This is a genomic window from Phycicoccus sonneratiae (assembly GCF_016887965.1).
GTDB lineage: Bacteria > Actinomycetota > Actinomycetes > Actinomycetales > Dermatophilaceae > Phycicoccus > Phycicoccus sonneratiae.
Genome location: NZ_JAFDVD010000006.1, coordinates 33,011 through 59,965 on the forward strand (window position 1 = coordinate 33,011; position 26,955 = coordinate 59,965).

Annotated in this window: 26 protein-coding genes; 8 read left to right on the forward strand and 18 right to left on the reverse strand. The window is 74.6% G+C overall.

Annotated features, from left to right (window positions below; all coding sequences use genetic code 11):
* Positions 1 to 43: 43 nt before the first annotated feature.
* The 3 genes from JQN70_RS04865 (at position 44) to JQN70_RS04875 (ending at position 3,909) form a co-directional block, all read left to right on the forward strand.
* Positions 44 to 847 (forward strand): peptidylprolyl isomerase, encoded by an 804-nt coding sequence (locus JQN70_RS04865; protein ID WP_204130205.1) that lies wholly within the window; start codon positions 44 to 46, stop codon positions 845 to 847.
* 2 nt (positions 848 to 849) lie between these two features.
* Positions 850 to 2,208 (forward strand): DUF349 domain-containing protein, encoded by a 1,359-nt coding sequence (locus JQN70_RS04870; RefSeq protein WP_204130206.1) that lies wholly within the window; start codon positions 850 to 852, stop codon positions 2,206 to 2,208.
* 93 nt (positions 2,209 to 2,301) lie between these two features.
* Entirely contained in the window at positions 2,302 to 3,909 is a 1,608-nt protein-coding gene (locus JQN70_RS04875; protein ID WP_204130207.1) for a substrate-binding domain-containing protein, read from the forward strand.
* A gap of 12 nt (positions 3,910 to 3,921) precedes the next feature.
* Here the strand turns inward: JQN70_RS04875 and JQN70_RS04880 are convergent, their stop codons facing one another.
* The 10 genes from JQN70_RS04880 to pdxT all read right to left on the reverse strand — a co-directional run bounded on the left by JQN70_RS04880 (position 3,922) and on the right by pdxT (position 13,966).
* Positions 3,922 to 6,255 (reverse strand): RelA/SpoT family protein, encoded by a 2,334-nt coding sequence (locus JQN70_RS04880; protein ID WP_204130208.1) that lies wholly within the window; start codon positions 6,253 to 6,255, stop codon positions 3,922 to 3,924.
* Positions 6,256 to 6,275: 20 nt separating this feature from the next.
* On the reverse strand, positions 6,276 to 6,818 hold the full coding sequence (locus JQN70_RS04885; RefSeq protein ID WP_204130209.1) for an adenine phosphoribosyltransferase: 543 nt from the start codon (positions 6,816 to 6,818) through the stop codon (positions 6,276 to 6,278).
* A 3-nt stretch (positions 6,819 to 6,821) separates the two neighbouring features.
* Entirely contained in the window at positions 6,822 to 7,988 is a 1,167-nt protein-coding gene (gene secF, locus JQN70_RS04890; protein ID WP_204130210.1) for a protein translocase subunit SecF, read from the reverse strand.
* Entirely contained in the window at positions 7,985 to 9,778 is a 1,794-nt protein-coding gene (gene secD, locus JQN70_RS04895; RefSeq protein ID WP_204130211.1) for a protein translocase subunit SecD, read from the reverse strand. Before secD ends, secF begins: the two co-directional genes overlap by 4 nt.
* 1 nt (position 9,779) lies before the next feature.
* Positions 9,780 to 10,100: a preprotein translocase subunit YajC gene (gene yajC, locus JQN70_RS04900; protein ID WP_204130212.1), complete on the reverse strand. Its 321-nt coding sequence runs from the start codon at positions 10,098 to 10,100 to the stop codon at positions 9,780 to 9,782.
* A gap of 148 nt (positions 10,101 to 10,248) precedes the next feature.
* Complete coding sequence (ruvB, locus tag JQN70_RS04905) at positions 10,249 to 11,370, reverse strand: Holliday junction branch migration DNA helicase RuvB (RefSeq protein ID WP_204130213.1); 1,122 nt, start codon at positions 11,368 to 11,370, stop codon at positions 10,249 to 10,251.
* Positions 11,367 to 11,975, reverse strand: coding sequence for a Holliday junction branch migration protein RuvA (gene ruvA, locus JQN70_RS04910; RefSeq protein ID WP_204130214.1), 609 nt, complete (start codon positions 11,973 to 11,975; stop codon positions 11,367 to 11,369). Before ruvA ends, ruvB begins: the two co-directional genes overlap by 4 nt.
* The gene (gene ruvC, locus JQN70_RS04915; protein ID WP_204130311.1) at positions 11,972 to 12,484 is read right to left on the reverse strand and encodes a crossover junction endodeoxyribonuclease RuvC; all 513 of its coding nucleotides are present in this window, start codon (positions 12,482 to 12,484) and stop codon (positions 11,972 to 11,974) included. Before ruvC ends, ruvA begins: the two co-directional genes overlap by 4 nt.
* A 106-nt stretch (positions 12,485 to 12,590) precedes the next feature.
* Positions 12,591 to 13,349, reverse strand: coding sequence for a YebC/PmpR family DNA-binding transcriptional regulator (locus tag JQN70_RS04920; protein ID WP_204130215.1), 759 nt, complete (start codon positions 13,347 to 13,349; stop codon positions 12,591 to 12,593).
* Positions 13,346 to 13,966, reverse strand: a complete 621-nt coding sequence (gene pdxT / locus JQN70_RS04925; RefSeq protein WP_204130216.1) for a pyridoxal 5'-phosphate synthase glutaminase subunit PdxT — start codon at positions 13,964 to 13,966, stop codon at positions 13,346 to 13,348. The genes JQN70_RS04920 and pdxT overlap by 4 nt, the downstream gene beginning before the upstream one ends.
* Before the next feature lie 56 nt (positions 13,967 to 14,022).
* Between pdxT and JQN70_RS04930 the strand changes: the two genes are divergently transcribed.
* The 3 genes from JQN70_RS04930 (at position 14,023) to JQN70_RS04940 (ending at position 17,915) form a co-directional block, all read left to right on the forward strand.
* Positions 14,023 to 14,553, forward strand: coding sequence for a GNAT family N-acetyltransferase (locus tag JQN70_RS04930; RefSeq protein ID WP_307835824.1), 531 nt, complete (start codon positions 14,023 to 14,025; stop codon positions 14,551 to 14,553).
* Positions 14,554 to 14,784: 231 nt separating this feature from the next.
* The gene (gene kynU, locus JQN70_RS04935; protein WP_204130217.1) at positions 14,785 to 16,023 is read left to right on the forward strand and encodes a kynureninase; all 1,239 of its coding nucleotides are present in this window, start codon (positions 14,785 to 14,787) and stop codon (positions 16,021 to 16,023) included.
* A 59-nt stretch (positions 16,024 to 16,082) separates the two neighbouring features.
* Positions 16,083 to 17,915 carry a DHA2 family efflux MFS transporter permease subunit gene (locus tag JQN70_RS04940; RefSeq protein WP_204130218.1) on the forward strand — a complete coding sequence of 611 codons (1,833 nt, stop codon included), beginning with the start codon at positions 16,083 to 16,085 and terminating at the stop codon, positions 17,913 to 17,915.
* Positions 17,916 to 17,943: 28 nt separating this feature from the next.
* Here JQN70_RS04940 and pdxS read toward each other — a convergent pair whose 3' ends face one another.
* From pdxS to pgsA, 5 genes are read right to left on the reverse strand one after another with little or no spacing between them, the layout of a single operon-like run.
* Positions 17,944 to 18,846, reverse strand: coding sequence for a pyridoxal 5'-phosphate synthase lyase subunit PdxS (gene pdxS, locus JQN70_RS04945; RefSeq protein ID WP_204130219.1), 903 nt, complete (start codon positions 18,844 to 18,846; stop codon positions 17,944 to 17,946).
* A 52-nt stretch (positions 18,847 to 18,898) separates the two neighbouring features.
* Complete coding sequence (locus JQN70_RS04950) at positions 18,899 to 19,498, reverse strand: hypothetical protein (protein ID WP_204130220.1); 600 nt, start codon at positions 19,496 to 19,498, stop codon at positions 18,899 to 18,901.
* On the reverse strand, positions 19,495 to 20,685 hold the full coding sequence (locus tag JQN70_RS04955; RefSeq protein ID WP_204130221.1) for a glycosyltransferase family 4 protein: 1,191 nt from the start codon (positions 20,683 to 20,685) through the stop codon (positions 19,495 to 19,497). The genes JQN70_RS04950 and JQN70_RS04955 overlap by 4 nt, the downstream gene beginning before the upstream one ends.
* Positions 20,682 to 21,623, reverse strand: a complete 942-nt coding sequence (locus tag JQN70_RS04960) for a phosphatidylinositol mannoside acyltransferase (protein ID WP_307835825.1) — start codon at positions 21,621 to 21,623, stop codon at positions 20,682 to 20,684. Before JQN70_RS04960 ends, JQN70_RS04955 begins: the two co-directional genes overlap by 4 nt.
* Positions 21,620 to 22,234: a phosphatidylinositol phosphate synthase gene (pgsA, locus tag JQN70_RS04965; RefSeq protein WP_204130222.1), complete on the reverse strand. Its 615-nt coding sequence runs from the start codon at positions 22,232 to 22,234 to the stop codon at positions 21,620 to 21,622. The genes JQN70_RS04960 and pgsA overlap by 4 nt, the downstream gene beginning before the upstream one ends.
* A 139-nt stretch (positions 22,235 to 22,373) precedes the next feature.
* Between pgsA and JQN70_RS04970 the strand changes: the two genes are divergently transcribed.
* Positions 22,374 to 24,485 carry an elongation factor G gene (locus JQN70_RS04970; protein ID WP_204130223.1) on the forward strand — a complete coding sequence of 704 codons (2,112 nt, stop codon included), beginning with the start codon at positions 22,374 to 22,376 and terminating at the stop codon, positions 24,483 to 24,485.
* Between the two features lie 16 nt (positions 24,486 to 24,501).
* On the opposite strand, the gene JQN70_RS04975 is transcribed toward JQN70_RS04970, so the two are convergent.
* A complete protein-coding gene (locus JQN70_RS04975; RefSeq protein WP_204130224.1) occupies positions 24,502 to 25,041 on the reverse strand; it encodes an HIT family protein in 540 nt (179 codons plus the stop codon).
* A gap of 52 nt (positions 25,042 to 25,093) precedes the next feature.
* Here JQN70_RS04975 and JQN70_RS04980 point away from each other — a divergent pair, with 52 nt between their 5' ends.
* On the forward strand, positions 25,094 to 25,573 hold the full coding sequence (locus tag JQN70_RS04980) for a GNAT family N-acetyltransferase (protein WP_204130225.1): 480 nt from the start codon (positions 25,094 to 25,096) through the stop codon (positions 25,571 to 25,573).
* Here the strand turns inward: JQN70_RS04980 and JQN70_RS04985 are convergent.
* The gene (locus tag JQN70_RS04985; RefSeq protein ID WP_204130226.1) at positions 25,548 to 26,366 is read right to left on the reverse strand and encodes an SDR family NAD(P)-dependent oxidoreductase; all 819 of its coding nucleotides are present in this window, start codon (positions 26,364 to 26,366) and stop codon (positions 25,548 to 25,550) included. The two genes, JQN70_RS04980 and JQN70_RS04985, sit on opposite strands and share 26 nt — an antisense overlap.
* Positions 26,367 to 26,375: 9 nt before the next feature.
* A complete protein-coding gene (locus JQN70_RS04990; RefSeq protein WP_204130227.1) occupies positions 26,376 to 26,849 on the reverse strand; it encodes a GNAT family N-acetyltransferase in 474 nt (157 codons plus the stop codon).
* Between the last annotated feature and the right edge of the window lie 106 nt (positions 26,850 to 26,955).

The following is a 26,955-nucleotide window of genomic DNA, read 5'->3' on the forward strand; positions in this document are numbered from 1 at the left end:
TGGGCGCCGCTTGTTCGTTCGACGACGACGAAGGACCACGGGGTTGACCAGGAAGCAGGAGCGGGCCCGCGCGCGGCGCCGCTGGGAGAAGCAGCAGGCCCGCGAGGCGCAACGCCGACAGGACCGCGCCCGGCTGCTGCGCGTCGGGTCGGTGCTCGGCGTCGTCGTGCTCGTCGTCGTGGCGATGGCCGTCCTCGGCCTCACCGTCGGTCGCGGTGACGGCGCCGACGACACCCCGACGCCGGCCGCCACGACGCTCGCCGGCTGCGAGCTGCCCCCGAAGTCCCTCGGCACCGGGGCCGAGCTCGACCTCCCCGACGCCAAGACCGCCGAGGGCAAGGTCTTCGACGCGACGCTGACGACGAACTGCGGCGACATCGTCCTGCGCCTCGACGGCACGAAGGCACCGCAGGCCGTCGCCTCCTTCCTCCAGCTGGCCCGCACCCAGTACTGGAAGGACTCCCCCTGCCACCGGCTCACGACGGCCGACCCCCTCAAGGTCCTCCAGTGCGGTGACCCGACGGGCACCGGCCAGGGCACCCCCGGCTACGGCTTCGCCGTCGAGAACGCCCCGAAGGACGGCAAGTACGCGCGCGGCACCCTCGCCATGGCCCGCACGAGCGACCCGAAGGAGGGCAACGGCGGGCAGTTCTTCATCGTCTACGGCGACTCGAGCCTGCCGGACCCCGATGGCTACACCGTGTTCGGCACGGTGACCTCCGGTTTGGATATCGTCGACAGGGTCGCCGCCCAGGGGGTGGCACCGAACGAGCAGTCACCCACCGACGGCGCGCCCGCCGCACCGATCAGCATCCTCCGGGTTGCTGTCACCGAGGAGAAGTCCTGACCGTGTCCGAGGACCAGCCCACGCCCCGCCCGCCCGTGCCGTCGCCCGCGGCCCTCGCCGGCCGGGTCGCCCCGCGTCCCGTCGCCACCCCGGCCCCCGCGCCGCACTCCGACTCCGCCCGCTTCGGCCGGGCCGACGAGGAGGGACACGTCTTCGTCACGGTCGGTGACGAGGAGCGCGAGGTCGGCTCCTACCCCGGTGCCACCCCGGAGGAGGCGCTCCAGTACTTCGCCCGCAAGTACGACGAGCTCGCCGCGTCCGCCGACCTGCTCGAGGCCCGCCTCGCCAACCCCGAGGTGTCGGCCAAGGAGGTCGCCGACGGGCTGACGACGCTCAGGGAGCACGTCGAGCAGGCCAACGTCGTCGGCGACCTGCCGGCCCTGCACGCCACGGTCGAGCGGGTCGAGCAGGGCCTGGAGGCCAAGCGCACCGCCGAGGCCGAGCACCGCCGGGCGGCCCGGGCCGAGGCGGCCACCGCCCGCGAGGCCATCGTCGCCGAGGCCGAGGCCATCGCCGCGCAGCCTCCGGGCAGCACCCAGTGGAAGCAGAGCGGCGAGCGGATGCGCGCCCTGCTCGAGGACTGGAAGGGCCACCAGCGCGGCGGCGCCAAGCTCGACAAGAGCACCGAGACCGCGCTCTGGCAGCGCTTCAGCCACGCCCGCAACTCCTTCGACAAGGCCCGCCGGGCCTGGTTCGCCGAGCTCGAGTCGACCCGCGGCGAGGCACGCGCGGCCAAGGAGTCGCTCGTCGCCGAGGCCGAGGCGCTCTCCGGCAGCACCGACTGGGGTCCCACCGCCCGGGCCTACAAGCAGCTGATGGACCGCTGGCGCCGGGCCGGCCGGGCCTCCCGCGCCGACGACGACGCCCTCTGGGAGCGCTTCCGCGCCGCCCAGGACGCGTTCTTCACCGCGAAGGACGCCGCGGCCGCCGTCGAGGACGAGGAGTTCCGCGCCAACCTCGCCGTCAAGGAGGAGATCCTGCTCGAGGCCGAGGCGATCCTGCCGGTCACCGACATCGAGGCCGCCAAGACGACGCTGCGCGGCATCCAGGACCGCTGGGAGGCCGCCGGCAAGGTGCCGCGCGCGGACATCGAGCGGGTCGAGAAGCGGCTGCGCCGCGTCGAGTCCGCCGTCCGCGACGCCGACGAGCAGCGCTGGAAGGCCACCAACCCCGAGCTGTCGGCCCGGGCGCGGAGCATGGTCGACCAGCTCGAGGCCGCCGTCGCCAAGGCCGAGGCCGAGGTCGCGAAGGCCGAGGCCGCCGGCAACGCGTCGAAGGCCACCGCGGCCCGCGAGCGGCTCGCCGCCCAGCAGGAGTGGCTGGCCCAGGCGCGGGCCGGCGTCGACGAGTTCGGCGGCTGACCTCGGGGTTCGCTCCCCGGGGGTCTCGCCCTCGGGCCCCCGGTCGTGCAGGATGGGCCCCGCTGTGCGTCCGGTCACGGAAGGTAGGGGCTGATGGGTCGACACGGGGGTGCGGTCCAGCGCGGCCGCACCACGGTGGCGGGGTTCGCCGTCGGGCTGCTCGTCGTCGTCGGCGTCGGGGGCTGGCAGGCGTGGGAACGCCTCGGCCCCGGGTCCGGCGCCCGCGCGGTGGCGGCGACGTGCGTCGACCCCACCGAGGTCTCGGTCGCGACGACCGCGCCCATGCGCGCGCCGCTCGAGCAGGTCGCCCGCACGGCCGACCCCGGCTGCTGGCGGTTCACGGTGACCGCCGAGGCGGCCACGACGAGTGCGCGGCGGCTCGAGACCCGCGCACCCGACGCCCCCGCCGTCTGGGTCGCCGACTCAGCCCCGCTGGCCCGCGAGGTCGCCGCGACGACCGAGGGGGTCCGGGTCGGCTCGGTGCTGGCCTCCACGCCGGTGCTGCTCGCCGTCCCCGAGGGCCTCGAGGCCCCGAGCCCGGTCACCTGGGCCGCGACGCTCGTCGCCGAGGACAGCCGGATGCCCGACCCCACCACCTCCACCGTCGGCAGCCTGGCCCTCATGGAGGGCTTCGGCGAGATCGACGCCCTCCCCGGCGACCGTCGTTCCGCCGCGCTCGCCCGGGTCGGCGGGATGCTCAGCCGGGTCGTCCCCGAGGAGACGCTGCTCACGAGCCACGCCGGGCAGGGCGACGCGGCCATCTTCCCGACGACCGAGCAGCAGGTGCACAGCGCGCACGTCGACGGGCTGACCGTCCGCCGCGCCACCTCGACGACGCCGGCGCTCGAGTACACGGCGGTGACGAGCGCGACCACGCCCTCGGGCGCGGTCGATGCCCTCGTCTCCGCGGCCTCCTCCCCGGAGGGCCAGCGCATCCTGCGCGCGGCCGGCTTCCGCACCGCGACCGACCCCTCGCCCGTCGTCGAGGGCGCTCCCCCGGCGGCGGCCCTCGCCGGGGCCGCGAGCCCGGCCCAGGCCAGGGCGGCCCAGCAGATGTGGGCCGCCATCGCCCGGCCGACGCGGCTGCTCAACATCATCGACACGAGCGGGTCCATGCGCAGCCCGGCCGACGGCGGCGCGTCGCGGATCGAGGTGGCGGCGGCCGCGTCCTCCGGGGCCAACCAGCTGCTCGCCGACCACAACTCCGTCGGGCTCTGGACCTTCTCGACGAAGCAGCGGGGGTCGGTGGACTGGACCGAGGTGCAGCCAGTGCGTCCGCTCGGGTCCGGCGACCAGCGCTCGCGGCTCGCGTTCTCGCTCGGGTCGCTGCCGACGCGGCTCGGCGGCGACACCGGCCTCTACGACACCGTCGACGCCGGGTACGCGGCGATGGTCAAGGGCTACGACGCCGACGCGGTCAACCTCATGGTGCTCTTCACCGACGGCGTCAACGACGACACCACCGGCGGCCTGAGCCTCGCGCAGCTCAAGGCCCGGCTCGCCAAGGCCGCGGATCCCAAGCGCCCGGTGACCGTCCTGCTCATCGGGATGGGCGGCGTCGACGCGAAGGCGCTGGCGCCGATCGCCTCGGCCGTGCCCCGCGGCGGGGGCGGGGGCGCGGCGGTCTTCACCGTCGACCGCCCGCAGGACATCGCCGACGTCTACGTGACGATGCTGCTGCGGCGGCTGCCGAAGGGCTGAGCGCGCCGGCCGTCAGGCGTCGCGGCGCCCGCCGGTGACCCGCTCGGCGTCGAGCACGCCGTCGACCTTCTGCACCGCCCGGATGACGTGGCCGAGGTGCCCGGGGTCGCCCATCTCGAAGGTGAACCGCAGGACGGCGACCCGGTCGCGGGAGGTCTGCACGGAGGCCGAGAGGATGTTGACGCCGTGGTCGGAGATGACCCGGGTGACGTCGGAGAGCAGGCGGGAGCGGTCGAGGGCCTCGACCTGGAGCTGGACGAGGAAGAGGCTGCCCGAGGTCGGCGCCCACTCGACCTCGATGATCTTGTCCGGCTGGGCGAGGAGGGCCGACGCGTTGGTGCAGTCGCGCCGGTGCACCGAGACCCCGTTCCCACGGGTGACGAAGCCGAGGATCTCGTCGCCGGGCACCGGGGTGCAGCAGCGGGCGAGCTTGACCCAGACGTCGGACATGTCCTTGACGACGACCCCGGGGTCGCCCGAGCGCCGCGACCGGGGCCGGGTGAGCACCGGGGAGGCCGCCTCGGCGATGTCCTCGCTGGCCCCCTCCTCGCCGCCGACGGCCGAGACGAGCCGGGACACGACGTGCTGCGCGGAGACGTGCCCCTCGCCGACGGCCGCGTAGAGCGCGTCGATGCCCGGGTAGCGCAGCTCCTCGGCGACACCGGTGAGGGACTCGACGGAGGTGAGCCGCTGGAGCGGCAGGCCCTGCTTGCGCATGGCCTTGGCGAGGGCCTCCTTGCCCTCCTCGATCATCTCCTCGCGGCGTTCCTTGGTGAACCAGTGCTTGATCTTGTTGCGGGCCCGCGCCGAGCGGACGAAGTTCAGCCAGTCGCGGGACGGGCCGGCGGAGTCGGCCTTGGAGGTGAGGACGTCGACGACGTCGCCGTTGTCGAGCCGGGACTCCAGCGGCACGAGCCGGCCGTTGACCCGGGCGCCGATGCAGTGGTGCCCGACCTCGGTGTGCACGGCGTACGCGAAGTCGACGGGCGTCGCCCCGGCCGGCAGGCCGACGAGCTGCCCCTTCGGGGTGAAGACGTAGACCTCGCTGGCCGTGATCTCGAAGCGCAGCGACTCGAGGAACTCGCCGGGGTCGGCGGTCTCCTTCTGCCAGTCGAGCAGCTGGCGCAGCCAGGCCATGTCGTTGACCGGGCCGGTCTGGCCGTCGCGCAGCTCGGCGCCGGGGACCTTGCCCGAGCCCTTGGCCGCGGGGTCCTCCTTGTACTTCCAGTGCGCGGCGACCCCGTACTCGGCCCGGCGGTGCATCGTGTTGGTGCGGATCTGGATCTCGACGGCCTTGCCCTCGGGGCCGATGACCGTCGTGTGCAGCGACTGGTACATGTTGAACTTCGGCATCGCGATGTAGTCCTTGAACCGCCCCGGCACCGGGTTCCACCGGGCGTGCAGCGCCCCGAGCGCCGCGTAGCAGTCGCGGACGGTGTCGACGAGGACGCGCACGGCGACGAGGTCGTAGATCTGCTCGAAGTCGCGGCCGCCGACGATCATCTTCTGGTACACGGAGTAGTAGTGCTTCGGACGCCCCGTGACCGTCGCCTTGATCTTCGCGGCCCGCAGGTCGGAGCCGACCTCGTCGCGCACCTGGGCGAGGTACTCCTCGCGGGCCGGGGCGCGCTCGGCGACGAGCCGGACGATCTCGTCGTAGACCTTCGGGTAGAGGGTCTGGAACGAGAGGTCCTCGAGCTCCCACTTGATGGTGTTCATGCCGAGCCGGTGGGCCAGCGGGGCGTAGATCTCGAGGGTCTCCTTGGCCTTGCGCTGCGCGCTCTCGGCGGAGACGTAGCGCCAGGTGCGCGCGTTGTGCAGCCGGTCCGCGAGCTTGATGACGAGGACCCGGATGTCGCGGGCCATCGCGACGACCATCTTGCGCACCGTCTCGGCCTGGGCGGCCTGGCCGTAGGTGACCTTGTCGAGCTTGGTGACGCCGTCGACGAGCATGGCGATCTCGTCGCCGAAGTCGCGGCGCAGCGCCTCGAGGCTGTACGCGGTGTCCTCGACGGTGTCGTGCAGGAGGGCGGCGGCCAGCGTGGTCGGCGTCATGCCGAGCTCGGCGAGGATGGTCGTCACCGCGAGCGGGTGGGTGATGTAGTCGTCACCGCTGCGGCGCTTCTGGCCCTCGTGCGCCCGCTCGGCGACGGCGTAGGCCCGCTCGACGAGGTCGACGTCGGCCTTGGGGTGGGTCTGCCGGACGATCTGGAGCAGCGGCTCGAGGACGGGGTTGCCCGGCGGCCGGTTGCGCCCGACGCGCGCGAGGGCGGCCCGCGCCCTGGCCCGGGAGCCCACCCCGGCGGCGGCGTTCCCCGAGGTGGCGGCCGTCGTGTGCTCCGCCATGCCGGGAGTCTAGTTCGTGCTCAGGCCACGACGTGCAGGGCCCGGACCGGGCGTTCGCCCAGCCGGTCGCGCCCGCCGAGGAAGGCGAGCTCGACGACGCAGTCGAAGCCGACGACGTCGGCACCGACCCGCTCGAGCAGGTCCCAGGCCGCGAGGGCGGTGCCCCCGGTGGCGAGCACGTCGTCGACGAGGACGACCCGCTCCCCCGCCGGCACGGCGTCGGCGTGGACCTCGATGGTCGCCGAGCCGTACTCGAGGTCGTACGTGGCGGCGACGGTGTCGCCGGGCAGCTTGCCGGCCTTGCGGACCGGGACGAAGCCGACGCCCATCGCGTGAGCCAGGGCCGCCCCGACGACGAAGCCGCGGGCCTCGACCCCGGCGACGAGGTCGACGCCACCGCGCCGGCCGTCGGCCAGGCCCTCGACGACCCGCGCGAAGGCCACGGGGTCGGCGAGCAGCGGGGTGATGTCCTTGAAGACGACGCCGGGCTGCGGGAAGTCGGGGACGTCGCGCAGGGCCGCGGCGACGACCTCGTCGAGGCTCGGCTCCGGGGGGTGCGGCACCGGCTACCGCTTGGACTTCGGCGCCCGCTTGGGCTGGTTGCGCGGGCCGGAGCGCGCGTACTGGTGGACGGCCCGACCGGTGAGGGTCGCGCCCTCCTCGCGCTCGGCGACGGCGACCGACCCGGCGGGGACGGGCTCGCCCTCGAGGCCCTCGGGCGCCTCGGCCTCGGCCGCACGGGCGTCCTTGGCCTTCTTCGCCTGGTGGCGCAGGGCCCGCTTCTCGAGCTCGACGACGGCCGGCTCCTTGCGGCGCAGGGTGACGAGCACCGGCGTCGCGATGAAGATCGAGGAGTAGGCGCCGACGAGGATGCCGACGAAGAGGACGAGCGAGAGGTCGACGAGCACGCCGGGGCCGAGGAAGACCGAGCCGACGGCGAGGACCGCGGCGATCGGGAGCAGGCCGATGACCGTCGTGTTGATGGAGCGAACCATCGTCTGGTTGACGGCGAGGTTGGCCGCCTGGGCCAGGGTCATCCGGCCGGTGGCGAAGGCCTCGGTCGTGTTCTCGCGCACCTTGTCGAAGACGACGACGGTGTCGTAGAGGCTGTAGCCGAGGACGGTGAGGAAGCCGATCATCGTCGCCGGCGAGACCTCGAACCCGATGAGGGCGTAGACGCCGACGGTGATGACGAGGTCGTGCATCATCGCGAAGAGCGCGGCGACGGCCATCTTCCAGTTGCGGAAGTAGATGCTCAGCATGATGACGACGGCGATGAGGAAGATGATGAGCGCGCGCAGCGCCTGCTCGCTGACCGACGCCCCCCACGAGGGGCCGATGAACGTCGCGCTGACGTCCTGCTCGGGCACGCCGAAGGCCTTGGCCAGGGTGCCGCGCACGTCCTGGCTCGCGGTGTCGGAGAGCCGCTCGGTCTGGACCCGGACGGTGTCGTTGCCGACGAGGGTGACGTTGACGCCGCTCTCGTCCTCGGCCGCGCCGACGGCGTCGCGGGCGGTCTGCTCGTAGCCCGCGGGGGCCGACGAGGTGGCGACGCGGAACTCGGACCCGCCGCGGAACTCGAGGCTGAGGTTGAGGTGCTGGACCCCGAGCCCGATCACCGCGATGGCGACGAGCACGGCGGAGACGAGGTAGAAGCGGCGGCGGTGCTCGACGACGCCGAGCGAGCGCTTGCCGGTGTAGAGGTCGTTGCCGAGCTCGGCGAAGCTGGTCATGCCCGGCTCCCTTCGGTGTCGCGGACGGCGGTCGTGACGGGCGTGAACCTCCCGCGACCCGCGTAGGTGCGGGTCTTGGCGCCCAGCCGGCGCGGGTCGAGCCCGGAGAGCCGGTGGCCGTCGCGGAAGAACGGCACCCGGGTGAGCAGCGTGAGCAGCGGGTGGGTGAACCAGAAGACGACGAGGAGGTCGATGAGCGTCGTCAGGCCGAGGGTGAACGCGAAGCCGCGCACGCTCGAGCTCGCGAGCAGGTAGAGGACGATCGCCGCGAGGAAGTTCACGCCGTCGGCGATGAGGACGGTGCGCTTGGCGCGGTTCCACCCGGTCTCGACCGCGCTGGCCAGCGACCGGCCCTCGCGCAGCTCGTCGCGGACCCGCTCGAAGTAGACGATGAAGCTGTCGGCGGTGAACCCGATGGCGACGATGAGCCCGGTGACGCCGGCCATGTCGAGGCGGTAGTTCTGGGCCCAGCCGAGGACGGTGATCGTCAGGTAGGTGAGCAGCCCCGCGACGACGATGGAGCTGACCGTCACGAACCCGAGCACGCGGTACTGGAAGAGCGAGTAGACGACGACGAGGAGCAGGCCGACGAGGCCGGCGACGAAGCCGTAGCGCAGCTGCTCGCTGCCGAGGGTCGGGCTGATGTCGACGCTCGACTGCTCCTCGAAGGACAGGGGCAGGGCGCCGAACTTCAGCTGGTCGGCGAGCGAGCGGGCGGACTCGAGGGTGAAGCTGCCGGTGATGCTGGCGCGGCCGTTGGGGATCGCCTCGTTGAACCGCGGCGCGACGATGACCTGGGAGTCGAGGGTGGCGGCGAGCTGGTTCTGCGGCTCGGGCAGGGTGACCATCTCGCGGCTGATGTCCGCGTACTGCTTCGTGCCCTCGCTGTTGAACGAGAGCGCGATCTCGACCGTGCTCGTCGCGACACCCTGCTGGTTGGTCTGGTAGCCCGCCGTCGCGTTGCTGATCTTGTCGCCGGAGACGACGACCGGTCCGAGGATGTACTTCGCCCCGTCGTCGACGCCGCAGGTGACCAGCGGCTGGGTGTCGACGTCGCGGATGTTCTCGCGGGACTCGGGCTTGGAGCAGTCGAGGGCGTCGTAGGCCTGCTGCACCTCGGGCGTGATCCACGCGAGGTCGGTGGCCTTCGTCGGGGTGCCGCCGCTCGACGAGGGGCTCGGGCTCGGGCTGGCCGACGCGTCGGGCGACGGGGTGGCCGACCCGCTCGGGGTCGGGGTGGCGGCGGTCAGGGCGTCGTTGACGGCGCTGTTGCTCGTCGAGGAGGCGCTCGGCGACGGGCTCGCCGCGCCGACCGAGGAGGAGGCCGACGGCGCCGGGCTGGCCGACGGCGAGGCGCCCCCGGAGGCGCTGGCCGACGGGGTCGGCACGGGGACGCCGGAGCCGACCGCGAGCACCGGGCGGAACTGCATCTGCGAGGACTTGCTGATCGCGTCGCGGACGGCCTGGGTCGGGATCTCCGGGATGCTCACGACGATGTTCTGGTCACCCTGGGTGGTGACCTCCGCGCCGGAGACGCCGTTGGAGTCGACGCGCTGCACGATGATGTCGCGCGCCTGGGCGAGCTGCTCGGCGCTCGGCTTCTGGCCGGTGCTGCTGCGCGGCTCGAGAATGATCTGGGTGCCGCCCTCGAGGTCGAGGCCGAGCTTCGGGGTCGCCTGGCCGTCGCTCCAGACCATCGAGCCGCCGAGGAGGCCGCCGAGGACGACGACGAGGACGGTGAGCCCGATGAGGGCGCGGCGCGCGGCGGTGCGCGGTGCGGTGCTCGCCACGTCAGTCCCCCTCGCCCTGCGGCGCGGTCGGCTCGGTCGGCTCGGCCCCCGGCAGGTCCTGGCGCATGCCGATGGCCCGGCGGTCGAAGCGCAGGGTGGTCCCCTGGCCGACGTCGAGGGTCGCGACCTTCTCGTCGAGCGCGGTGATCGTGCCGAAGAGGCCCGAGGTCGTGACGACCTCGTCCCCGACCTGGAGCGAGCCCTGCAGCGTCTGCACCTGCTTCGCCCGGTTGCGCTGGGTGAAGAACATCCAGAGCAGGAGGAGGAACGGCAGTCCCAGGATGAGGAGGTAGGTCAGGCCGGAGCCGGAGCCGGAAGACATCGGTGTAGGTCCTTCGGAGCGGGGTCACCGCGGATGGCGAGCAGTGGATCGGCCCGGACGCACCGGGCCGAGGGACCACTCTAGGTCAGAGCCGGACGCCTCACCAACGAAGCGGCGAGGCTCCGCGTGCCCGGGTCGTGGCGCCCGCTCAGCCCCCGAGCCGGCCGGGACCGTCGTCGTCGAGCGGCAGGACGCTCTGCTGCGGGGCGTGGGCCGGCGCCTGCAGGCCGAGGTGCGCCCACGCCCTGCCCGTCGCGGTGCGACCGCGCGGCGTGCGGGCCATGAACCCCTCCCGGACGAGGTAGGGCTCGGCGACGGTCTCGACGGTGTCGGACTCCTCCCCCACGGCGACGGCGAGGGTCGAGAGCCCGACCGGCCCGCCCGCGAAGCGTCGGCACAGGGCCTCGAGGACGGCGCGGTCGAGACGGTCGAGGCCGGCCTCGTCGACGTCGAAGAGGGCGAGGGCCTCGCGCGCGGCGTGGTGGTCGACGTGACCGCCGCCGTGCACCTGGGCCCAGTCGCGGACCCGGCGCAGCAGCCGGTTGGCGATGCGGGGGGTCCCGCGGGAGCGGCCGGCGACCTCGCGGACCGCCGCCTCGTCGGCCTCGACCCCGAGCAGGCCGGCCGAGCGGTGGAGGATCGCCACGAGGTCGCCGACCTCGTAGAAGTCGAGGTGGCCGGTGAACCCGAACCGGTCGCGCAGCGGCGCCGGGAGCAGCCCGGCCCGCGTCGTCGCTCCGACGACGGTGAACGGCGGCAGCTCGAGCGGGATGGCGGTCGCGCCCGGCCCCTTGCCGACGACGACGTCGACGCGGAAGTCCTCCATCGCGAGGTAGAGCATCTCCTCGGCGGCCCGGCTCATCCGGTGGATCTCGTCGAGGAAGAGGACCTCGCCTTCGTCGAGGCTGGAGAGGACGGCGGCGAGGTCGCCCGCGTGCTGGATGGCGGGCCCGCTCGTCACCCGGATCGGGCGCTCGAGCTCGGCGGCGACGATCATCGCGAGTGTCGTCTTGCCCAGGCCGGGCGGGCCGGAGAGCAGCACGTGGTCGGGCGGGCTGCCCCGACGCCGGGCGGCCTCGAGGACGAGGCCCAGCTGGTCGCGGACCCGCGGCTGGCCGGGGAACTCGGCGAGCCGGCGGGGGCGCAGGGCCGCCTCGACGACCCGCTCGTCGTCGCTGCCGCCGGCGTCGACGACCCGGGCGGTGGCCTCGAACGAGCCGTCGGCCTCGCGGATCTCGCTGCCGAACCCGTCGGCCGGGCCGGTGCTCACCGGCGCAGCTCGCGCAGCGCGAGGCGCAGGTACGTGGCGACCTCGGCGTCGGCGGGCGCGTCGGCGGCAACCCGCTCGACGGCGTCGACGGCCTGCTTGCCGCTCCAGCCGAGACCGACGAGGGCCTCGGTGACCTGCTCGCGCCACGGCTCGGCCGGGGTGGCCGCGGTGGCGGTGCCGGCCGGCGGGGTGCCGGTGCCGTGCAGCGCCCCGACCTTGTCGCGCAGCTCGAGGACGAGCCGCTGCGCGGACTTGGCGCCGATGCCGGGGATGGCCGTGAGGGCCTTGGTGTCTCCGGTGGTCAGCGCGCCGGCGAGCTCGTCGGGGCCCATGACCGAGAGCATCGCGAGGGCGAGCCGCGGGCCGACCCCGGAGACGGTCTGCACGGTCTCGAACATGTCGCGCTCGGCGGCGCCGGAGAACCCGAAGAGGGTGAGGGAGTCCTCGCGGACCACGAGGGTCGTGGCGAGCGTGGCCTCCTGGCCGCGCTGGCATGCGGCGGCGGTGGCCGGCGTGGTGTGCACGAGCATCCCGACCCCGCCGACCTCGACGACGACGCGGTCGAGGCCGACGTGCCCGACCCGGCCGTGGACGGAGGCGATCACCGGCGGGCCGCCTCGGCGAGCGCCGTGAGCCGCGCGTCCTGGGCGCCGCGCCAGGCGTGGCAGATGGCCAGCGCGAGGGCATCGGCGGCGTCGGCGGGCCTCGGGGCGACGTCGAGGCCGAGGATGCGGGTGACCATCTGCGTCACCTGGGCCTTGTCGGCCCGCCCGCTGCCGGTGACGGCCGCCTTGACCTCGGTGGGCGTGTGGAAGACGACCGGCAGCCCCCGGCGGGCCGCGCAGAGCAGGGCGACGGCGGTGGCGTGCGCGGTGGTCATGACGCTCGCGACGTTGACGTCGGCGAAGACGCGCTCGACGGCGACGACCTCGGGGGCGAACCGGTCGAGCCAGCCGCCGAGCTCGGTCTCGACGTAGAGCAACCGCTCCCCCGGGTCGGCCGAGCTCGGGGTGCGCACGACACCGACGGCGACCATCGTGGCGCGCCCCGGACGGCCGTCGACGACCCCGAGGCCGCACCGGGTGAGGCCGGGGTCCACCCCGAGGACGCGCACGCTGGACTCCTTGCCGACGGATTGGAACACCTGTTCGGTGCCCACGCTACGGGAGCGCCGCGGCCGCGCCGGACACCGACACGCTCGCGGCGCGTCGGTGCCGGGCTCAGTCCTCCGCGTCGAGCTCGGCGAGGACCGTGTCGGGGATGTCGCCGTTGGCGAAGACGTCCTGGACGTCGTCGGAGTCCTCGAGGGCCTCGATGACGCGGATCATCTTCTTCGCGCCCTCGAGGTCGAGCGGGATCTGGAGGTTCGGCACCCACGACGCCTCGGCCGAGTCGTAGTCGACGCCGGCCTCCTGGAGCGCGCTGCGGACCGCGACGAAGTCGGTGGCCTCGGAGACGACCTCCCAGGTGTCGCCGTTGTCGTTGACCTCCTCGGCGCCGGCGTCGAGGACGATCTCGAGCAGGTCGTCCTCGGACTTCTCGGCCTTCGGGACGATGACGACGCCCTTGCGGTCGAACACGTAGGCGACCGACCCGGGGTCGGCGAGCTGCCCGCCGTTGCGGGTCAGGGCGGTGCGCACCTCGGCGGCCGCACGGTTACGGTTGTCGGTGAGGCACTCGATGAGCACCGCGACGCCGCCGGGCGCGTAGCCCTCGTACGTGATGGTCTCCCAGTCGGCGCCGCCGGCCGTGGCCCCCGACCCGCGCTTGACCGCGTTGTCGATGTTGTTGTTGGGGACCGAGGACTTCTTCGCCTTCTGGATGGCGTCGTAGAGCGTCGGGTTACCCGCGGGGTCACCGCCACCGGTGCGGGCCGCGACCTCGATGTTCTTGATGAGCTTGGCGAAGAGCTTGCCGCGCTTGGCGTCGATCGCCGCCTTCTTGTGCTTGGTGGTGGCCCATTTGGAGTGGCCGCTCATGAACGCTCCCTCAGACTCTGTCTCACGATGTCGACGAACAGCTGGTGCACCCGGTGGTCGCCGGTCACCTCGGGGTGGAAGGACGTGACCAGCAGGTTCCGCTGACGCGCGGCGACGATCCTACCCGCGGCCGGTCCGTGCTCGACCCGGGCGAGGACCTCGACGGCCTCCCCCGCCTCCTCGACCCACGGCGCCCGGATGAAGACCGCACGCACCGGCTCGCCGCCGAGCTCACGGATGTGCAGGTCCTCCTCGAAGGAGTCGACCTGCCGGCCGAAGGCGTTGCGCCGCACGAGGATGTCCATCCCGCCGAGCGTCTGCTGGCCGGTGGCGCCGTCGGCGAGGCGGTCGGCGAGCAGGATCATCCCGGCGCACGAGCCGTAGACGGGCAGGCCGTCGGCGATCCGCTCGCGCAGCGGCGCCTGGAGGTCGAAGGCGCGGACGAGCTTGTCGATGGTCGTCGACTCGCCACCGGGCAGGACGAGGCCGTCGACGGCGGCGACCTCGGCCGGGCGGCGCACGGTGACCGCCTGCGCTCCGCCGCGCTCGAGCGCGACGAGGTGCTCGCGGACGTCGCCCTGGACCGCGAGGACGCCGATGGTGGGGGTGCTGCTCACGTCGCGATGCTACGGGCGGGGGCGGGTGGGTCGGTGGGGGGCCCTAGCCTCGGGGCGTGGCCTCCCCCGCGTCCCCGTCGGTCGACGTCCGTCCGCGCACCCCGGGCGACGTGCCGCGGCTCGTCGAGGTGCTCGCGGCGCAACAGTCGGGGTCGGGGTACCCGGTGCGCTGGCCGCTGCCCTTCCCCGCGGAGGAGTTCGTCGTGCGCTCGGGCGAGCTGGGGGCGTGGGTGGCGGAGGTCTCGGGGGCGGTCGCCGGGCACGTCGCGCTGCTCCACCCGGCCGTGGGCTGGGAGGCCGACGCCTTCACCGACGCGCTCGGTGAGCCGGCCGAGCGACTGGCGGCGGTCTCGACCCTGTTCGTCGACCCGGGGTCGCGCGGGCTGGGCGTGGGGTCACGGCTGCTCGAGGTGGCGGTGGGCTCGGCCCGGGCCGTGGGCCGGCGCCCGGTGCTCGACGTCGTCCAGGAGCACTCGCCCGCCGCCGACCTCTACCGGCGGCGCGGCTGGCGGGTCGTCGGCGAGGTGCGGCCGCACTGGCTGCCGCCGGACCGCCGCCCGGTGCTGCTCATGACCCTCGACGCCTGAGCCCGAGGGGCGGTTCGGTCGACCGTCCTGAGAGCCGACGACCCACCCTCCCCTCCAACACTCCGTGCTCGTCGCAAGGAGTCTTGGTGACCACACCGGTGCCCTCGGGTCGGGCGACGGGCCTCACCCGGGTCGGGCGACCCGCCCCACCCGGGTTGGCCGACCCGCCCCACCCGGGACCCCGGCGGGCAGGGCCCTCCGGCCCGGGTTCGCCCGCGATAGCGTCGGCGCATGTCGTCAGCGCTGACCGACCGGGCCCGCACCCTCGACGCCGAGCACGCCGGCACCGACCTCCGCGGCCGCTTCCGCCTCCCCGCGGGCGTCGTCTACCTCGACGGCAACTCGCTCGGCGCGCTCCCGGCCGGCGTCCCCGAGGCCGTCGCCGACGTCGTCCACCGCCAGTGGGGCAACCGGCTCATCGCCAGCTGGAACGAGGCGGACTGGTGGGGCGCCCCCACCCGGGTCGGCGACCGCATCGGCGCCCTCGTCGGGGCCCGCGAGGGCCAGGTCATCTGCACCGACTCCACGACGGTCAACCTCTACAAGGCCGTCGTCGCCGCCGCCCGGATGCGCCCCGGCCGCCAGGTCGTCCTCACCGACCCCGCCTCCTTCCCCACCGACCTCTACGTCACGCAGGCCGCCGCCCGCGACGCGGGCCTCACCGTCGAGCTCGTCCCACCACCCGACGCTCCCGCGCGCATCGCCGCCCTCGGCGACGACCTCGTCCTCGCCTCCTACAGCTCGGTCGACTACCGCACCGGCGAGCTCTGGGACCTGCCCGCCATCACCCGCGCCGCCCACGACGTCGGCGCACTGGCCTGCTGGGACCTCTGCCACTCCGCGGGCGTCCTCGAGGTCGGCCTCGACGAGCACGGCGCCGACCTCGCCGTCGGCTGCGGTTACAAGTACCTCAACGGCGGCCCCGGCGCGCCGGCCTTCCTCTACGTCGCCCGGCGCCACCACGACGACTTCGACCAGCCGCTCTCGGGGTGGAACGGCCATGCGACGCCGTTCGCGATGGCCCCGGAGTTCGCCCCGGCCGACGGCATCTCCCGCGGCCGGGTCGGCACCCCGCCGCTGCTCTCGATGCTCGCGCTCGAGGCCGCGCTGCACGCCTACGACGGCGAGTCCGTCGCCGCTCTTCGCGCCCGTTCGCTCTCGCTCACCGGCTTCTTCCTCGAGTGCCTCGACGCCCTCGTCCCGGAGGTCGAGGTCGCCACCCCACGCGACCCCGACCGGCGCGGGTCGCAGGTCTCGGTCCGGCACCCCGGCGCGTACGGCGTCGTGCAGGCCCTCGTCGCGCGCGGCGTCGTCGGCGACTTCCGCGAGCCCGACATCGTCCGGCTGGGCTTCTCCCCGATGTACCTCACCCACGCCGACGTGCTCCGCGCCGCCGAGCAGCTGCGCGCCGTCCTCGACGGCGCCGAGCACGAGCGCCCGGAGTTCACCGCCCGCGCCACCGTCACCTGACGCTCCGCTCGCCCGGACCTCCGGGCGACGCGGGCCGGACCGGCTGGTTCGATGGGCGGGTGAGCGCCGCGACCCCCACCGTCACCCGCGGGCTGCCCCTCGGCTCGCCCGGCGGGCGTTGGCTGCTCGTGGCCTCCATCCTCGGCTCCGCCCTCGCCGGCATCGACGCGACCGTCGTCAACGTCGCGCTGCCGGCGATCGGGCAGTCGCTCGACGCCGACTTCGCGACCCTCCAGTGGACCGTCTCGGCGTACGCCCTCACGCTCGCGGCGTTCATCCTCTTGGGGGGCGTGCTCGGCGACCGGTTCGGGCGCCGCCGGGTCTTCGTCGTCGGGGTCGTCTGGTTCGCGGCCGCGTCCCTGCTCTGCGGGGCGGCCCCGGACGCCGGCCTCCTCGTCGCGGCTCGTGCCCTCCAGGGGGTCGGCGCGGCGCTGCTCACCCCGGGGAGCCTCGCGATGATCCAGGCGAGCATCGCTCCGGAGGACCGGGGCCGCGCGATCGGTGCGTGGTCCGGGCTCGGTGGCGTGGCCACCGCGATCGGGCCGTTCCTCGGCGGCTGGCTCGTCCAGTCCTTCTCCTGGCGGTGGGTCTTCCTCGTCAACGTGCCGCTCGCCGCGGTCGTCGTCGCCCTCGCGGTGCGGCACGTCCCGGAGAGCCGTGACCCGGGCGCCGGCGGCCCGGTCGACGTCACCGGGGCGGTCCTCGGCGCGCTGGCGCTCGGCGGAGCCACGTACGCGCTCATCTCGGCCGGCGAGTCCGGGGCGTCCCCTGCGGTCCTCCTCGCCGCGGCGGTGGGCGTCGTGGCCGGGACGGCCTTCGTCGTCGTCGAGCGGCGGGCCGCCTCGCCGATGCTCCCGCTCGACGCCTTCCGCCGCCCCCAGTTCCGCGCCGCCAACCTCGTGACCTTCGTCGTCTACGGCGGCCTCGGAGCGGTCTTCCTCCTGCTCGTCGTCCAGCTCCAGGTCGTCAGCGGTTTCTCGCCCCTCGCGGCCGGCACGGCGCTCCTGCCCGTGACCGGCGTGATGCTCCTGCTCTCGTCGCGCTCCGGCGCCCTGGCCGCCCGGCTCGGACCCCGCCGGCAGATGGCCGCCGGGCCGGTCGTCGCCGCGGTCGGCGTCCTCCTCATGCTCCGGCTCGGGCCCGGCGCCTCGTACCTCGTCGACGTCCTGCCGGCCGTCCTCGTCCTCGGCCTGGGCCTCGTGACGATGGTCTCGCCGCTCACGGCGACCGCCCTCGCCGCGGCTCCCGCCGAGCACGCCGGGATGGCCTCGGGCGTCAACAACGCCGTGGCCCGCACGGCCGGCCTGCTCGCCGTCGCGGTGGTGCCCGCGGTCGCCGGTCTGTCCGGACGGGCCTACGACGACCCCGCGGCCTTCGACGCCGGCTTCGGGGTCGCGATGTGGGTCAGCGCGGCGGCGCTCGCCGCCGGTGGCGTGATCGCCGCGCTCACGGTGCGCGACGACGTCCTCGCCGAGGCGCCCGGCGACCGACAGCTGCAGTTCTGCGCCGGCATCGGCGGCCCACCATTGGCGACGCGCGTCGACGCCGCCGGCCACGCCGACTGCGACCCCGTCCCGCTCGTCACGACCACCCTGGAGGACCCGATGGCCTGCACGCACCTCACCGACCCGGCCCCACCCGTCCCCCGCGCCGACGGGTGTGAGGAGTGCCTGCGCGACGGCAGCACGTGGGTGCACCTGCGCCTGTGCCAGGAGTGCGGCCACGTGGGCTGCTGCGACTCCTCACCGGGGCGGCACGCGACGGCCCACGCCCACGACGAGGACCACCCGGTCATCCGCTCGTTCGAGCCGGGCGAGGAGTGGTTCTACTGCTACGTCGACGACGTCGCGCTCGAGGTGCCGGACGCGCCACCCGCGCCCAGCCACCACTGAGCCGGCCGGAGCTCACCGGCCGACGGCGTCACCAGCCGCGCTCGGCGAGCCGGTGCGGCTGCGGGATCTCGTCGACGTTGATGCCGACCATCGCCTCGCCGAGGCCGCGCGAGACCTTGGCGATGACGTCGGGGTCGTCGTGGAAGGTCGTCGCCTTGACGATGGCCTCGGCCCGCTCGGCCGGGTTGCCCGACTTGAAGATGCCGGAGCCGACGAAGACGCCCTCGGCGCCGAGCTGCATCATCATCGCGGCGTCGGCCGGGGTGGCGATGCCGCCGGCGGTGAAGAGGACGACGGGCAGCTTGCCGGTCTCGGCGACCTCCTTGACGAGGTCGTAGGGGGCCTGGAGCTCCTTGGCCGCGACGTAGAGCTCGTCGGGCTCCATCGAGCGCAGCCGGTTGATCTCCTTGCGCAGCGAGCGCATGTGCGTCGTCGCGTTCGAGACGTCGCCGGTACCGGCCTCGCCCTTGGAGCGGATCATCGCCGCACCCTCGGTGATGCGGCGCAGCGCCTCGCCGAGGTTGGTCGCGCCGCAGACGAAGGGCACGGTGAACTGCCACTTGTCGATGTGGTTGGCGTAGTCGGCCGGCGTGAGGACCTCGGACTCGTCGATGTAGTCGACCCCGAGGCTCTGGAGGACCTGCGCCTCGACGAAGTGGCCGATGCGCGCCTTGGCCATGACCGGGACCGAGACGGCCTCGATGATCGAGTCGATCATGTCGGGGTCGCTCATCCGCGACACCCCGCCCTGGGCCCGGATGTCGGCGGGCACCCGCTCGAGGGCCATGACGGCCACGGCGCCGGCGTCCTCGGCGATCTTCGCCTGCTCGGCGGTGACGACGTCCATGATCACGCCGCCCTTGAGCATCTCGGCCATGCCGCGCTTGACGCGCGTCGTGCCGGTGGTCGGGGCGGTCTGCTGCTCGCTCATGCGGCCGATCATAGGTCCGCGGCGGGGGCGGCGTTGACGCCGGTCCGCCGCCTCAGTGGGTGAGGGCCGCGGGGACCTCGTCGTCGAACTCGACCCGCTCCGGCAGCGCCGCACGGCCGGCCAGCCGGAACCAGCGCACCACGCGCTTGTCGCGCACGCGGCGGACCTCACGGACCGCGTCGTTGTGGAACCGGCGGGCCATCCGCACCCGCAGGGCGCTGGCCGAGATGCGGTCCAGCGCCTCGGCGACGAGCTCGTCGTCCTCGGTGCGCAGCCCGCCGACGACCTCGTCGGTGAGGGTCACGGCGAGCACCTCGCTGAGGGTCGTCTCGACCTGCTCGCGGCCGCCGAAGTGCTGCCCGTCGAGGAGGTCCTCGTCGAGCGGGTGCTCGGTGGTGCGCTCGATGGAGTCGGTCGCCGCGTCGGCGAGGAGCAGGGCGGTGGCGGGGTCGAGGCTGCCGCTGTTCGCGAGCTCGAGGGTGGCCTCGGCGCGCCGGACCAGCTGGGCGTCGAGCGCCGACATCGCCCCCTCGACCTTGGCGTGCAGGCGGTCGAGGCGGGCGGCGGCGTAGGAGAGGTACCACGCCACGCCGATGAGGACGATGACGACGAAGGTCGTCACCTGGAGGACGTCGACGTCGGTGCCGCTCACGGGGTCCCGCTCCCGGGCACGCTGCGGACCAGCCGGCTCCACAGGCCGCGTGGCGCCTGCTCGGCGAGCTCGGCGTGCGCCCCCTCGAGGACGGTCTCGTAGACGGCCATCACCTGCTCGGACACCCGGGACCAGTCGAAGGTGCGGGCCCGCTCGGTGCCAGCCTCGCGCAGCTCGGCCCGCCGGCCGGCGTCGGCGAGCAGCCCGACGAGCGTGGCCGAGAGCGCCGGGGCCGACCCGGTCGCGAAGGTGGCACCGGTGCGCCCGTCGTCGAGGACGGCGAGGAACGCCGAGAGGTCGGAGGCGACGACCGGGGCGCCGGCCGCCATCGCCTCGACGAGGACGATGCCGAAGCTCTCGCCCCCGAGGTGCGGGGCGACGTAGGCGTCGACCGACCGGAGCAGCCGGGCCTTGTCCTCGTCGGAGACCGCGCCGAGGACGACCGTGGCGGCGACGGCCCGGGGGTCGGCCTCACGCAGCAGGTCGGCGGCGTCGCCCGGACCGGCGACGAGGAGCCGGGTGCCGGGGTGGGCGTCGAGGACGGCGGGCAGTGCCCGCAGCGCGACGTCGAGGCCCTTGCGGGGCTCGTCGACCCGGCCGAGGAAGGCCAGGGTCGGGGCCCCGGGCCGGCCCGCCCACTCGTCGCGGGGCGTCGCCGCGGCGAAGCGGTCGACGTGGACGCCGTTCGGGATGATGTAGGTGTCGCCGCCGAGGTGACGGCGCACCGTGCGGGCGGCGTCCTCGGACACCGCGATCCGCGCCCGGATCTTCTCCAGCGACGGCCGCAGCAGTGGGTTGGCGGCGTGCATCGCGCGCGAGCGCACCGTCGAGGTGTGGAAGGTCGCGACGACCGGCTCCTCGGCGGCCCAGAGGGCCATGAGCGACACCGACGGCGTGACCGGCTCGTGGAGGTGCACGATGTCGAAGTCGCCCTGCTCGAGCCAGCGAGTGACCCGGGCCGAGGTGACCGGTCCGAAGGTCAGCCGGGCGACCGAGCCGTTGTAGCGCACCGGCACCGCGCGGCCGCACGACACGAGGTAGGGCGGCAGCTCGGCGTCGTCGTCGGCCGGGGCGAGCACGGAGACCTCGTGCCCCTGCGCGAGGAAGACCTCGGCGAGGTCGCGGACGTGGAACTGCACCCCGCCGGGCACGTCCCACGAGTAGGGGCAGACGATGCCGATCCTCATCGCGCCGCCCCCGCCCGGGCCAGGCGCTCGGGGTCGAGGTCCTCGACGAAGACCCGCTGGAGCATGTGCCAGTCCGAGGTGTGCTCGCGCACGGCGGTACCGAGGGCGTCGGCGCAGGCCTGGGTCATCGCGACGACCTTCTCGCGGGTGGCGCCGGACGCGGGCACCTCGACGGCCGGGTGGAAGGTGAGGACGATGCCCCAGCCGGCGCCCCGCCGTTCGTGGCGGATGGAGACCGGGTGCAGCGGGCGGCGCTCGGCGAGGGCCAGCGCGGCCGGGCCGGGGGCCATCCGGGCCGGGAGCCCGCAGAAGTCGACGGTGACGCCGCGGTGGGTGAGGTCGCGGTCGGCGAGCAGCGGGATGAGTCCCCGCCGCCGGGCCGCCTCGCGCAGCGCCGGGAAGACGTCGGGGCCGCCGGTGAGCGGGAGGATCGTCATGCCGAGCCCCTCGCGGAACTCGAGGAACTCGCGGAAGACCTCCTCCGGCTCGAGCCGCTCGGCGACGGTGGTCACCGGGCCGAGGTGCACCGTGCCCCACGCGCCGGCGAGGTCCCAGTTGCCGAGGTGACCGAGGAAGCAGACGACCGAGCCGTCGGCGTCGAGGACCTCGCGCACCGGGCCGTCGCCCTCGACGCGCACGCGGGCGGCGAGGTCGTCCGGGCCGAGCTCGGGGAGCCGGAAGGCCTCGCAGTAGTAGCGCAGGTACGAGCGCATCCCCTCGCGGACGAGCGCGTCGAGGGCGGCGTCGTCGAGCTCGGGCCGGACCCGGGCGTAGTTGGCCCGCAGCCGGGCCGCTCCCCCACGGGCCACGGTGAGGTCCGCGACGGCGTCGAAGGCGCGGTAGGCGACCCGCTCGGGCACCCGGCGCACCGCGGCCCAGCCGAGGCGGTGGCCGGCGAGGGTGGCCGCGTCGGTGACCGAGCCGAGCAGCCTCCTCACGCCACCCCCAGGGCCTGCCGGCGGACCTCGAGGATCCGCTGGACGACGGTGACGAGGCTGGCCAGCGCGAGCAGCGCGAGCACCGTCCCGAGGAAGACGGTGGGGATGTCGAACAGCCCGGTGAGGCCGGTGGCGACGAGGGCCGCGACGAGCCGGTCGGCGCGCTCGGCGATGCCGACGTTCGCGGTCATCCCCAGCCCCTCGGCGCGGGCCTTCGCGTACGAGACGACGCTGCCGAGGATGAGGCAGGCGAGGGCGAGCGCCGCCATGTAGGCGTTGCCCCCGTTGCCGGCGTACCAGAGCACGAGCCCGCCGAAGACGGCCGCGTCGCCGACCCGGTCGAGCGTGGAGTCGAGGTAGGCGCCCCACGTGCCGGTGCGGCCGATCCGCCGGGCCATGATGCCGTCGACGGTGTCGCTGAAGACGAAGGCCGTGACGACGAGGGTGCCGACGAGGAACTCTCCGCGGGGGTAGAACGCCAGCGCGCCGAAGCACACCCCGAGCGTGCCGATGACGGTGACGACGTCGGGGCTGATCCCGAGCCGGATGAGCAGGGCGGCCACCGGCGTGAGGATCTTGGTGAAGAACGCGCGCGCGTAGCGGTTGAGCATGGTGCGGCCAGCGTAGTCGGGCCCTCGGGGCGCCCGGGCCACGAGGCGGGCGGCCCGGGCGTGCCGTCGTGGTGCACGTCTCCGCGCGGGTCCGGGCGTTCCCCTTGTGCACCGCCCCGGGGAGGAGTTGATTGGCCTCATGAGCGGCACAGCGAGCACCCCGGCACCCACCGTCACCGACACCACCCGGCTGCGCAACGTCGTCCTCGTCGGACCGAGCGGCGCCGGCACCTCGCGGCTGTTCGACCACGTCGTCGCGACGCTCGCCCCGAAGCGCGGCCCCCGTCCCCGGGGCGAGGCCGGCGCGGGGCTGCGGGCCGCCACCCTCGAGCTCGGGGAGGTGGTGCTGACCCTCCTCGACGCCCCGGGCAACCCCGACTTCGTCGGGCAGGTGAGGGCGGGTCTGCGTGCTGCGGACGCCGCCCTCTTCGTCGTCTCGGCCGCGGACGGCGCGGACGCCCGCTCACGCGCCCTGTGGCACGAGTGCGCGGTCGTCGGGATGCCCCGCGCGGTCGTCGTCACCCAGCTCGACGCCCGCGACGCCGACTTCCTCGCGACGCTCGAGGACTGCCGGGCGCACTTCGGCGCCGGCATCCAGCCGCTCGGGGTGCCGGTGGCCGGGTCCGAGGGTGCCGTCACGTCCATCGCCGACCTGCTCCTCGGCGAGATCCACGACTACGAGGGCGGCCGGCGCACGGTGCGGCCGGCCGGCGCCGAGCACGCCGAGGTCTTCGACACCCATCGTCCCGGGCTCGTCGAGGGCGTCATCGAGGAGTCCGAGGACCCCGAGCTGATGGACCGCTACCTCGCCGGTGAGGACCTCGACTTCGCGACCCTCGAGCGCGACCTGCTCGCCGCCGTCGCGCACGGCACCTTCCACCCGGTGCTGCCGGTCTCCGGCGAGACCGGGGCCGGGGTCGAGGTCCTGCTCCACCTCGTCGAGGCCGCCTTCCCCCACCCCGGGCAGCACCCGCTCCCGACCGTCACGCCGGTCGGCGGCGGCGAGCCGGTGGTCCTCGCGGCCGACCCGGACGGCCCGCTCGTCGCCGAGGTCGTGCACACCGAGTCCGACGCCTACGTCGGGCACCTGTCCCTCGTCCGCGTCTTCTCGGGGACGCTGCGCGGCGACCGCCCGGTCCACGTCTCCGGCCACCTCGAGCTGCTCGGGGGCCCGACCGGCGAGGGGCACGAGGCGCACGACGACGACGTGCGGCCCGGGGCGCTGGCCGCCCCCCTCGACGGCGAGCTGCTCGCCAAGGAGTCGGCCGTCGCCGGCGAGGTCGTCGTCGTCACCAAGCTCGCCGGGGCGCAGACCTCCGACACCCTCTCGGACCCCGCGCGCCCCCTGCTCGTCACCCCGTGGACGCTGCCGGAGGCCCTGCTCCCGGCCGCGGTCCAGGCGGCGACCCGTGCCGACGAGGACCGGATGCCGGTCGCCTTCCGCGAGCTCGCCTCCGAGGACCCCGCGCTGCGCATCGAGCACGACCCCGAGACCGGGCAGGTCGTCCTGTGGACCACCGGCCCGGCGCACCTCGAGCTGCTGCTCCACCGGCTCCGCGACCGGTTCAACGTCGGGGTCGAGCAGGTGCCGGTCAAGGTCGCGCTCAAGGAGACCGCCCTCGGCCGCTCCGAGGCCCAGGGCCGGCACGTCAAGCAGTCCGGCGGGCACGGCCAGTACGCCGTGTGCCACCTCGTCCTCGAGCCGCTCCCCCGTGGCTCCGGCGTCGAGTTCGCCGAGGTCGTCGTCGGCGGTGCGGTGCCGCGGCAGTTCATCGGCAGCGTCGAGAAGGGCGTGCACCAGCAGCTCGCCAAGGGCCTGCTCGCGGGCTGGCCGGTCACCGACGTCAAGGTCACCCTCACCGACGGCAAGGCGCACAGCGTGGATTCCTCGGACATGGCCTTCCAGACCGCGGCCGGGCTGGCCCTGCGCGAGCTCGCCTCCGCCGAGTCGCTCTGCCTCCTCGAGCCGGTCGACACCGTCACGGTCACCGTCGACGACGACTACCTCGGGGCGGTGATGACCGACGTCAGCAGCCGGCGCGGGCAGATCGTCGGGTCCGAGCCGTGCGACGACGAGCCCGGGCGCTCGGTGCTCGTGGCCGCCGTCCCCCGCCTCGAGCTGCTCGACTACGCGATCGCCCTGCGCTCGCTCGCCCACGGCACGGGTGTCTTCCGGCGCGAGCCCCGCGGCTACGAGGAGCTGCCGGGCCGGCTGGCGCGCGAGCACCTCGGGGCCGGCGCCTCCGCCTGAGCTCCCCGGACGCGGCTCAGGCGGGCCAGTGCTCGACGAGCCGTGAGCGGACGTCCTCGAGGAGCATCGGCAGCGCCTTGGTCCGGGCGACGATCGGCAGGAAGTTGCTGTCGCCGCCCCAGCGCGGCACGACGTGCTGGTGCAGGTGGGCGGCGACCCCGGCGCCCGCCACCGCGCCCTGGTTCATCCCGAGGTTGAACCCCATCGGCTCGGACGCGCCGGTGAGGGCGTGGATGGCCGCCTTCGTCAGCGCGGTGAACTCCGCCGTCTCCTCGTCGGTGAGCTCGACGTAGAGGGCGACGTGCCGGTACGGGCAGACGAGCACGTGGCCGGGGTTGTACGGGAAGAGGTTCATCACGACGTAGCAGTGCTCGCCGCGGTGCACGACCAGCCCCTCCTCGTCGGACTTGCCGGGGGCGGCGCAGAAGGGACAGCCCTCGCCGGCGTCCGGGTCCGGGCGCTCGCCGCGCAGGTAGACCATCCGGTGCGGGGTCCACAGCCGGTCGAAGCCGTCGGGCTCCCCCGCGAAGTCGACGGGGTCCTCGTGCTCGGCCATGCCTCCGATCCTAGGGCGGGGCGCCCGGGGCGGCGCGTGGCAGGGTGACCCGGTGCCCGACTCCGCCGTCGTCCTCCGCCCGGCCGTCGACGCCGACGTCCCGGCGCTCGCCGACCTGTTCCTCGCGGTGCGCGCCGACAGCGTCCCGGGCATCCCGCCGCTCGCGCACCCGCCGGAGACCGTCGCCCCGTTCCTGGCGCGGGTCGTGGCGAGCGACACGGTGTGGGTGGCCGAGGAGAACGGGCTCCCCGTGGGGTTCCTCGCCCTCGGTCGAGGTGGCGAGGTCGAGCACCTCTACGTCCGGTCCGGCGCGACCGGCCGCGGCACGGGAGCCGCACTGCTCGCCCTGGCCCGCGCGGCGCACCCGGAGGGCCTGGCGCTGTGGACGTTCGCGGCGAACGCCGGGGCGCGTCGGTTCTACGCTCGCGAGGGCTTCGTCGAGGTGGGCGGCACGGACGGCGACAACGAGGAGGGCGCCCCGGACATCCGGATGGAGTGGCGCCCGCTCAGCGCAGGTGGCTCGCCCCGTTGAAGTCGAGGACGGCGCCCGAGGCCCACTCGGCACCCGGTGCCGCGAGGGCGAGGACCGCGCCGGCGACCTCCTCCGGGGTCGCGACCCGGTGGAACGGGCTCTGGGCGCGGGTGGCCTCGGCCGCGGCCTCGTCGGCCAGCGCGTAGCCGGCCATCTCGGTGGCGATGAAGCCGGGCGCGATGCTCGTCACGGCGATGCCGTGCCGCCCGAGGTGCTGGGCCATCGACTGGCCGAAGGAGTGCAGGCCGGCCTTGCTCGCGCCGTAGGCCGGGATGTCGGGCTCTCCGCGGAACGCCCCGCGCGACCCGACGTTGACGACGCGCCCGACGGGCACGCCGTCGCCCGGCGCGACCTCGAGCATGTGCCGCGCGACGCACCACGTGAGGTTCGCCGGGCCGAGCAGGTTCGTGGCCAGCGTGCGCTGCCACACCTGCACCCAGTCCTCGTAGGACGTCGCGTCGAGCGGGTGGTCGCCGCGACGGCTGCCCGAGGAGCCCGGCGGCACGATCATCGCGGCGTTGTTGACGAGCACGTCGACCCGCCCGAGGCCCGCGACCGCGGCGTCGGCCAGCACCCGCACGGCGTCGGGGTCGGCGAGGTCGGCGGGCACGCGCAGGTGGCCGGTGCCGCCCAGCGAGGCGAGGACCTCCTCGGCACGCTCGGTGCTCGACGCCCCGCGGTGGTGCACGACGACCCGGTCGCCGCGCGCGGCGAAGGCCCGGGCCACGGCCGCACCGACCCCCCGGGACGCGCCGGTGACGAGGACTCCGCGGGAGGGGGTGCCGGTCTGCATCCCGCCACCCTAGGTGGGGCCGTCGAACCTCAGCTCCATGAGCCGGTCCGAGGGCGCCCCGAAGCCGACCCGCTCGTAGAGCGTGCGCGCCTCCGGCACGGCGTTCAGCTGGACGCGGGTGACGTGGTCGGTGGCCGCCCACCGGAGCAGCGCCCGCAGCAGCTGCTCCCCGATGCCGGCGCCCCGCGCGTCGGGGGTGACGAAGAGGAGGCTGACGTGGAACCACGCGTCGGCGGGGCGGTGGGCGCTCGGCAGCTTCTGCACCCGGGTGCCGTGCACGACACCGAGCGGACGGCCGACGGGGTCCTCGGCGAGCCAGGTGCGCCGCGCCCGGTCGCGCAGCCAGGCGTCGGCGAAGGCGTCGAGGAAGCCGGGGGGGACGGCGGCCCCGCGCTCGCGCTCGTCCTGGATGTGCAGGGCGGCGACCGAGAAGGCGTCGGTGGGCACGGCCTCGCGCACCCGGACGTCGCGAGCGGTCTCCACGCCCCCAGCATGACCCACGGACCCGCGCTCCGGGAGGTGTCCCGGGCACAAAGGTGAGGCCCCGGAACCAGTATGAGTGGTTCCGGGGCCTCGGTGACCCGGCATG

Excerpts from the sequence above, each read along its gene's own strand:
- pgsA (WP_204130222.1), bottom strand. The coding sequence starts at position 22,234 with ATGCTCAACCGCTACGCGCGCGCGTTCTTCACCAAGATCCTCACGCCG.
- JQN70_RS04975 (WP_204130224.1), bottom strand. The coding sequence starts at position 25,041 with ATGGCCGAGCACGAGGACCCCGTCGACTTCGCGGGGGAGCCCGACGGC.
- JQN70_RS04985 (WP_204130226.1), bottom strand. The coding sequence starts at position 26,366 with ATGCAGACCGGCACCCCCTCCCGCGGAGTCCTCGTCACCGGCGCGTCC.
- secF (WP_204130210.1), bottom strand. The coding sequence starts at position 7,988 with ATGACCAGCTTCGCCGAGCTCGGCAACGACCTCTACACCGGCAAGCGC.
- kynU (WP_204130217.1), top strand. The coding sequence starts at position 14,785 with ATGTCGTCAGCGCTGACCGACCGGGCCCGCACCCTCGACGCCGAGCAC.
- JQN70_RS04970 (WP_204130223.1), top strand. The coding sequence starts at position 22,374 with ATGAGCGGCACAGCGAGCACCCCGGCACCCACCGTCACCGACACCACC.
- JQN70_RS04880 (WP_204130208.1), bottom strand. The coding sequence starts at position 6,255 with ATGGCGGAGCACACGACGGCCGCCACCTCGGGGAACGCCGCCGCCGGG.
- JQN70_RS04955 (WP_204130221.1), bottom strand. The coding sequence starts at position 20,685 with ATGAGGATCGGCATCGTCTGCCCCTACTCGTGGGACGTGCCCGGCGGG.
- JQN70_RS04920 (WP_204130215.1), bottom strand. The coding sequence starts at position 13,349 with ATGAGCGGCCACTCCAAATGGGCCACCACCAAGCACAAGAAGGCGGCG.
- yajC (WP_204130212.1), bottom strand. The coding sequence starts at position 10,100 with ATGTCTTCCGGCTCCGGCTCCGGCCTGACCTACCTCCTCATCCTGGGA.
- pdxS (WP_204130219.1), bottom strand. The coding sequence starts at position 18,846 with ATGAGCGAGCAGCAGACCGCCCCGACCACCGGCACGACGCGCGTCAAG.
- JQN70_RS04875 (WP_204130207.1), top strand. The coding sequence starts at position 2,302 with ATGGGTCGACACGGGGGTGCGGTCCAGCGCGGCCGCACCACGGTGGCG.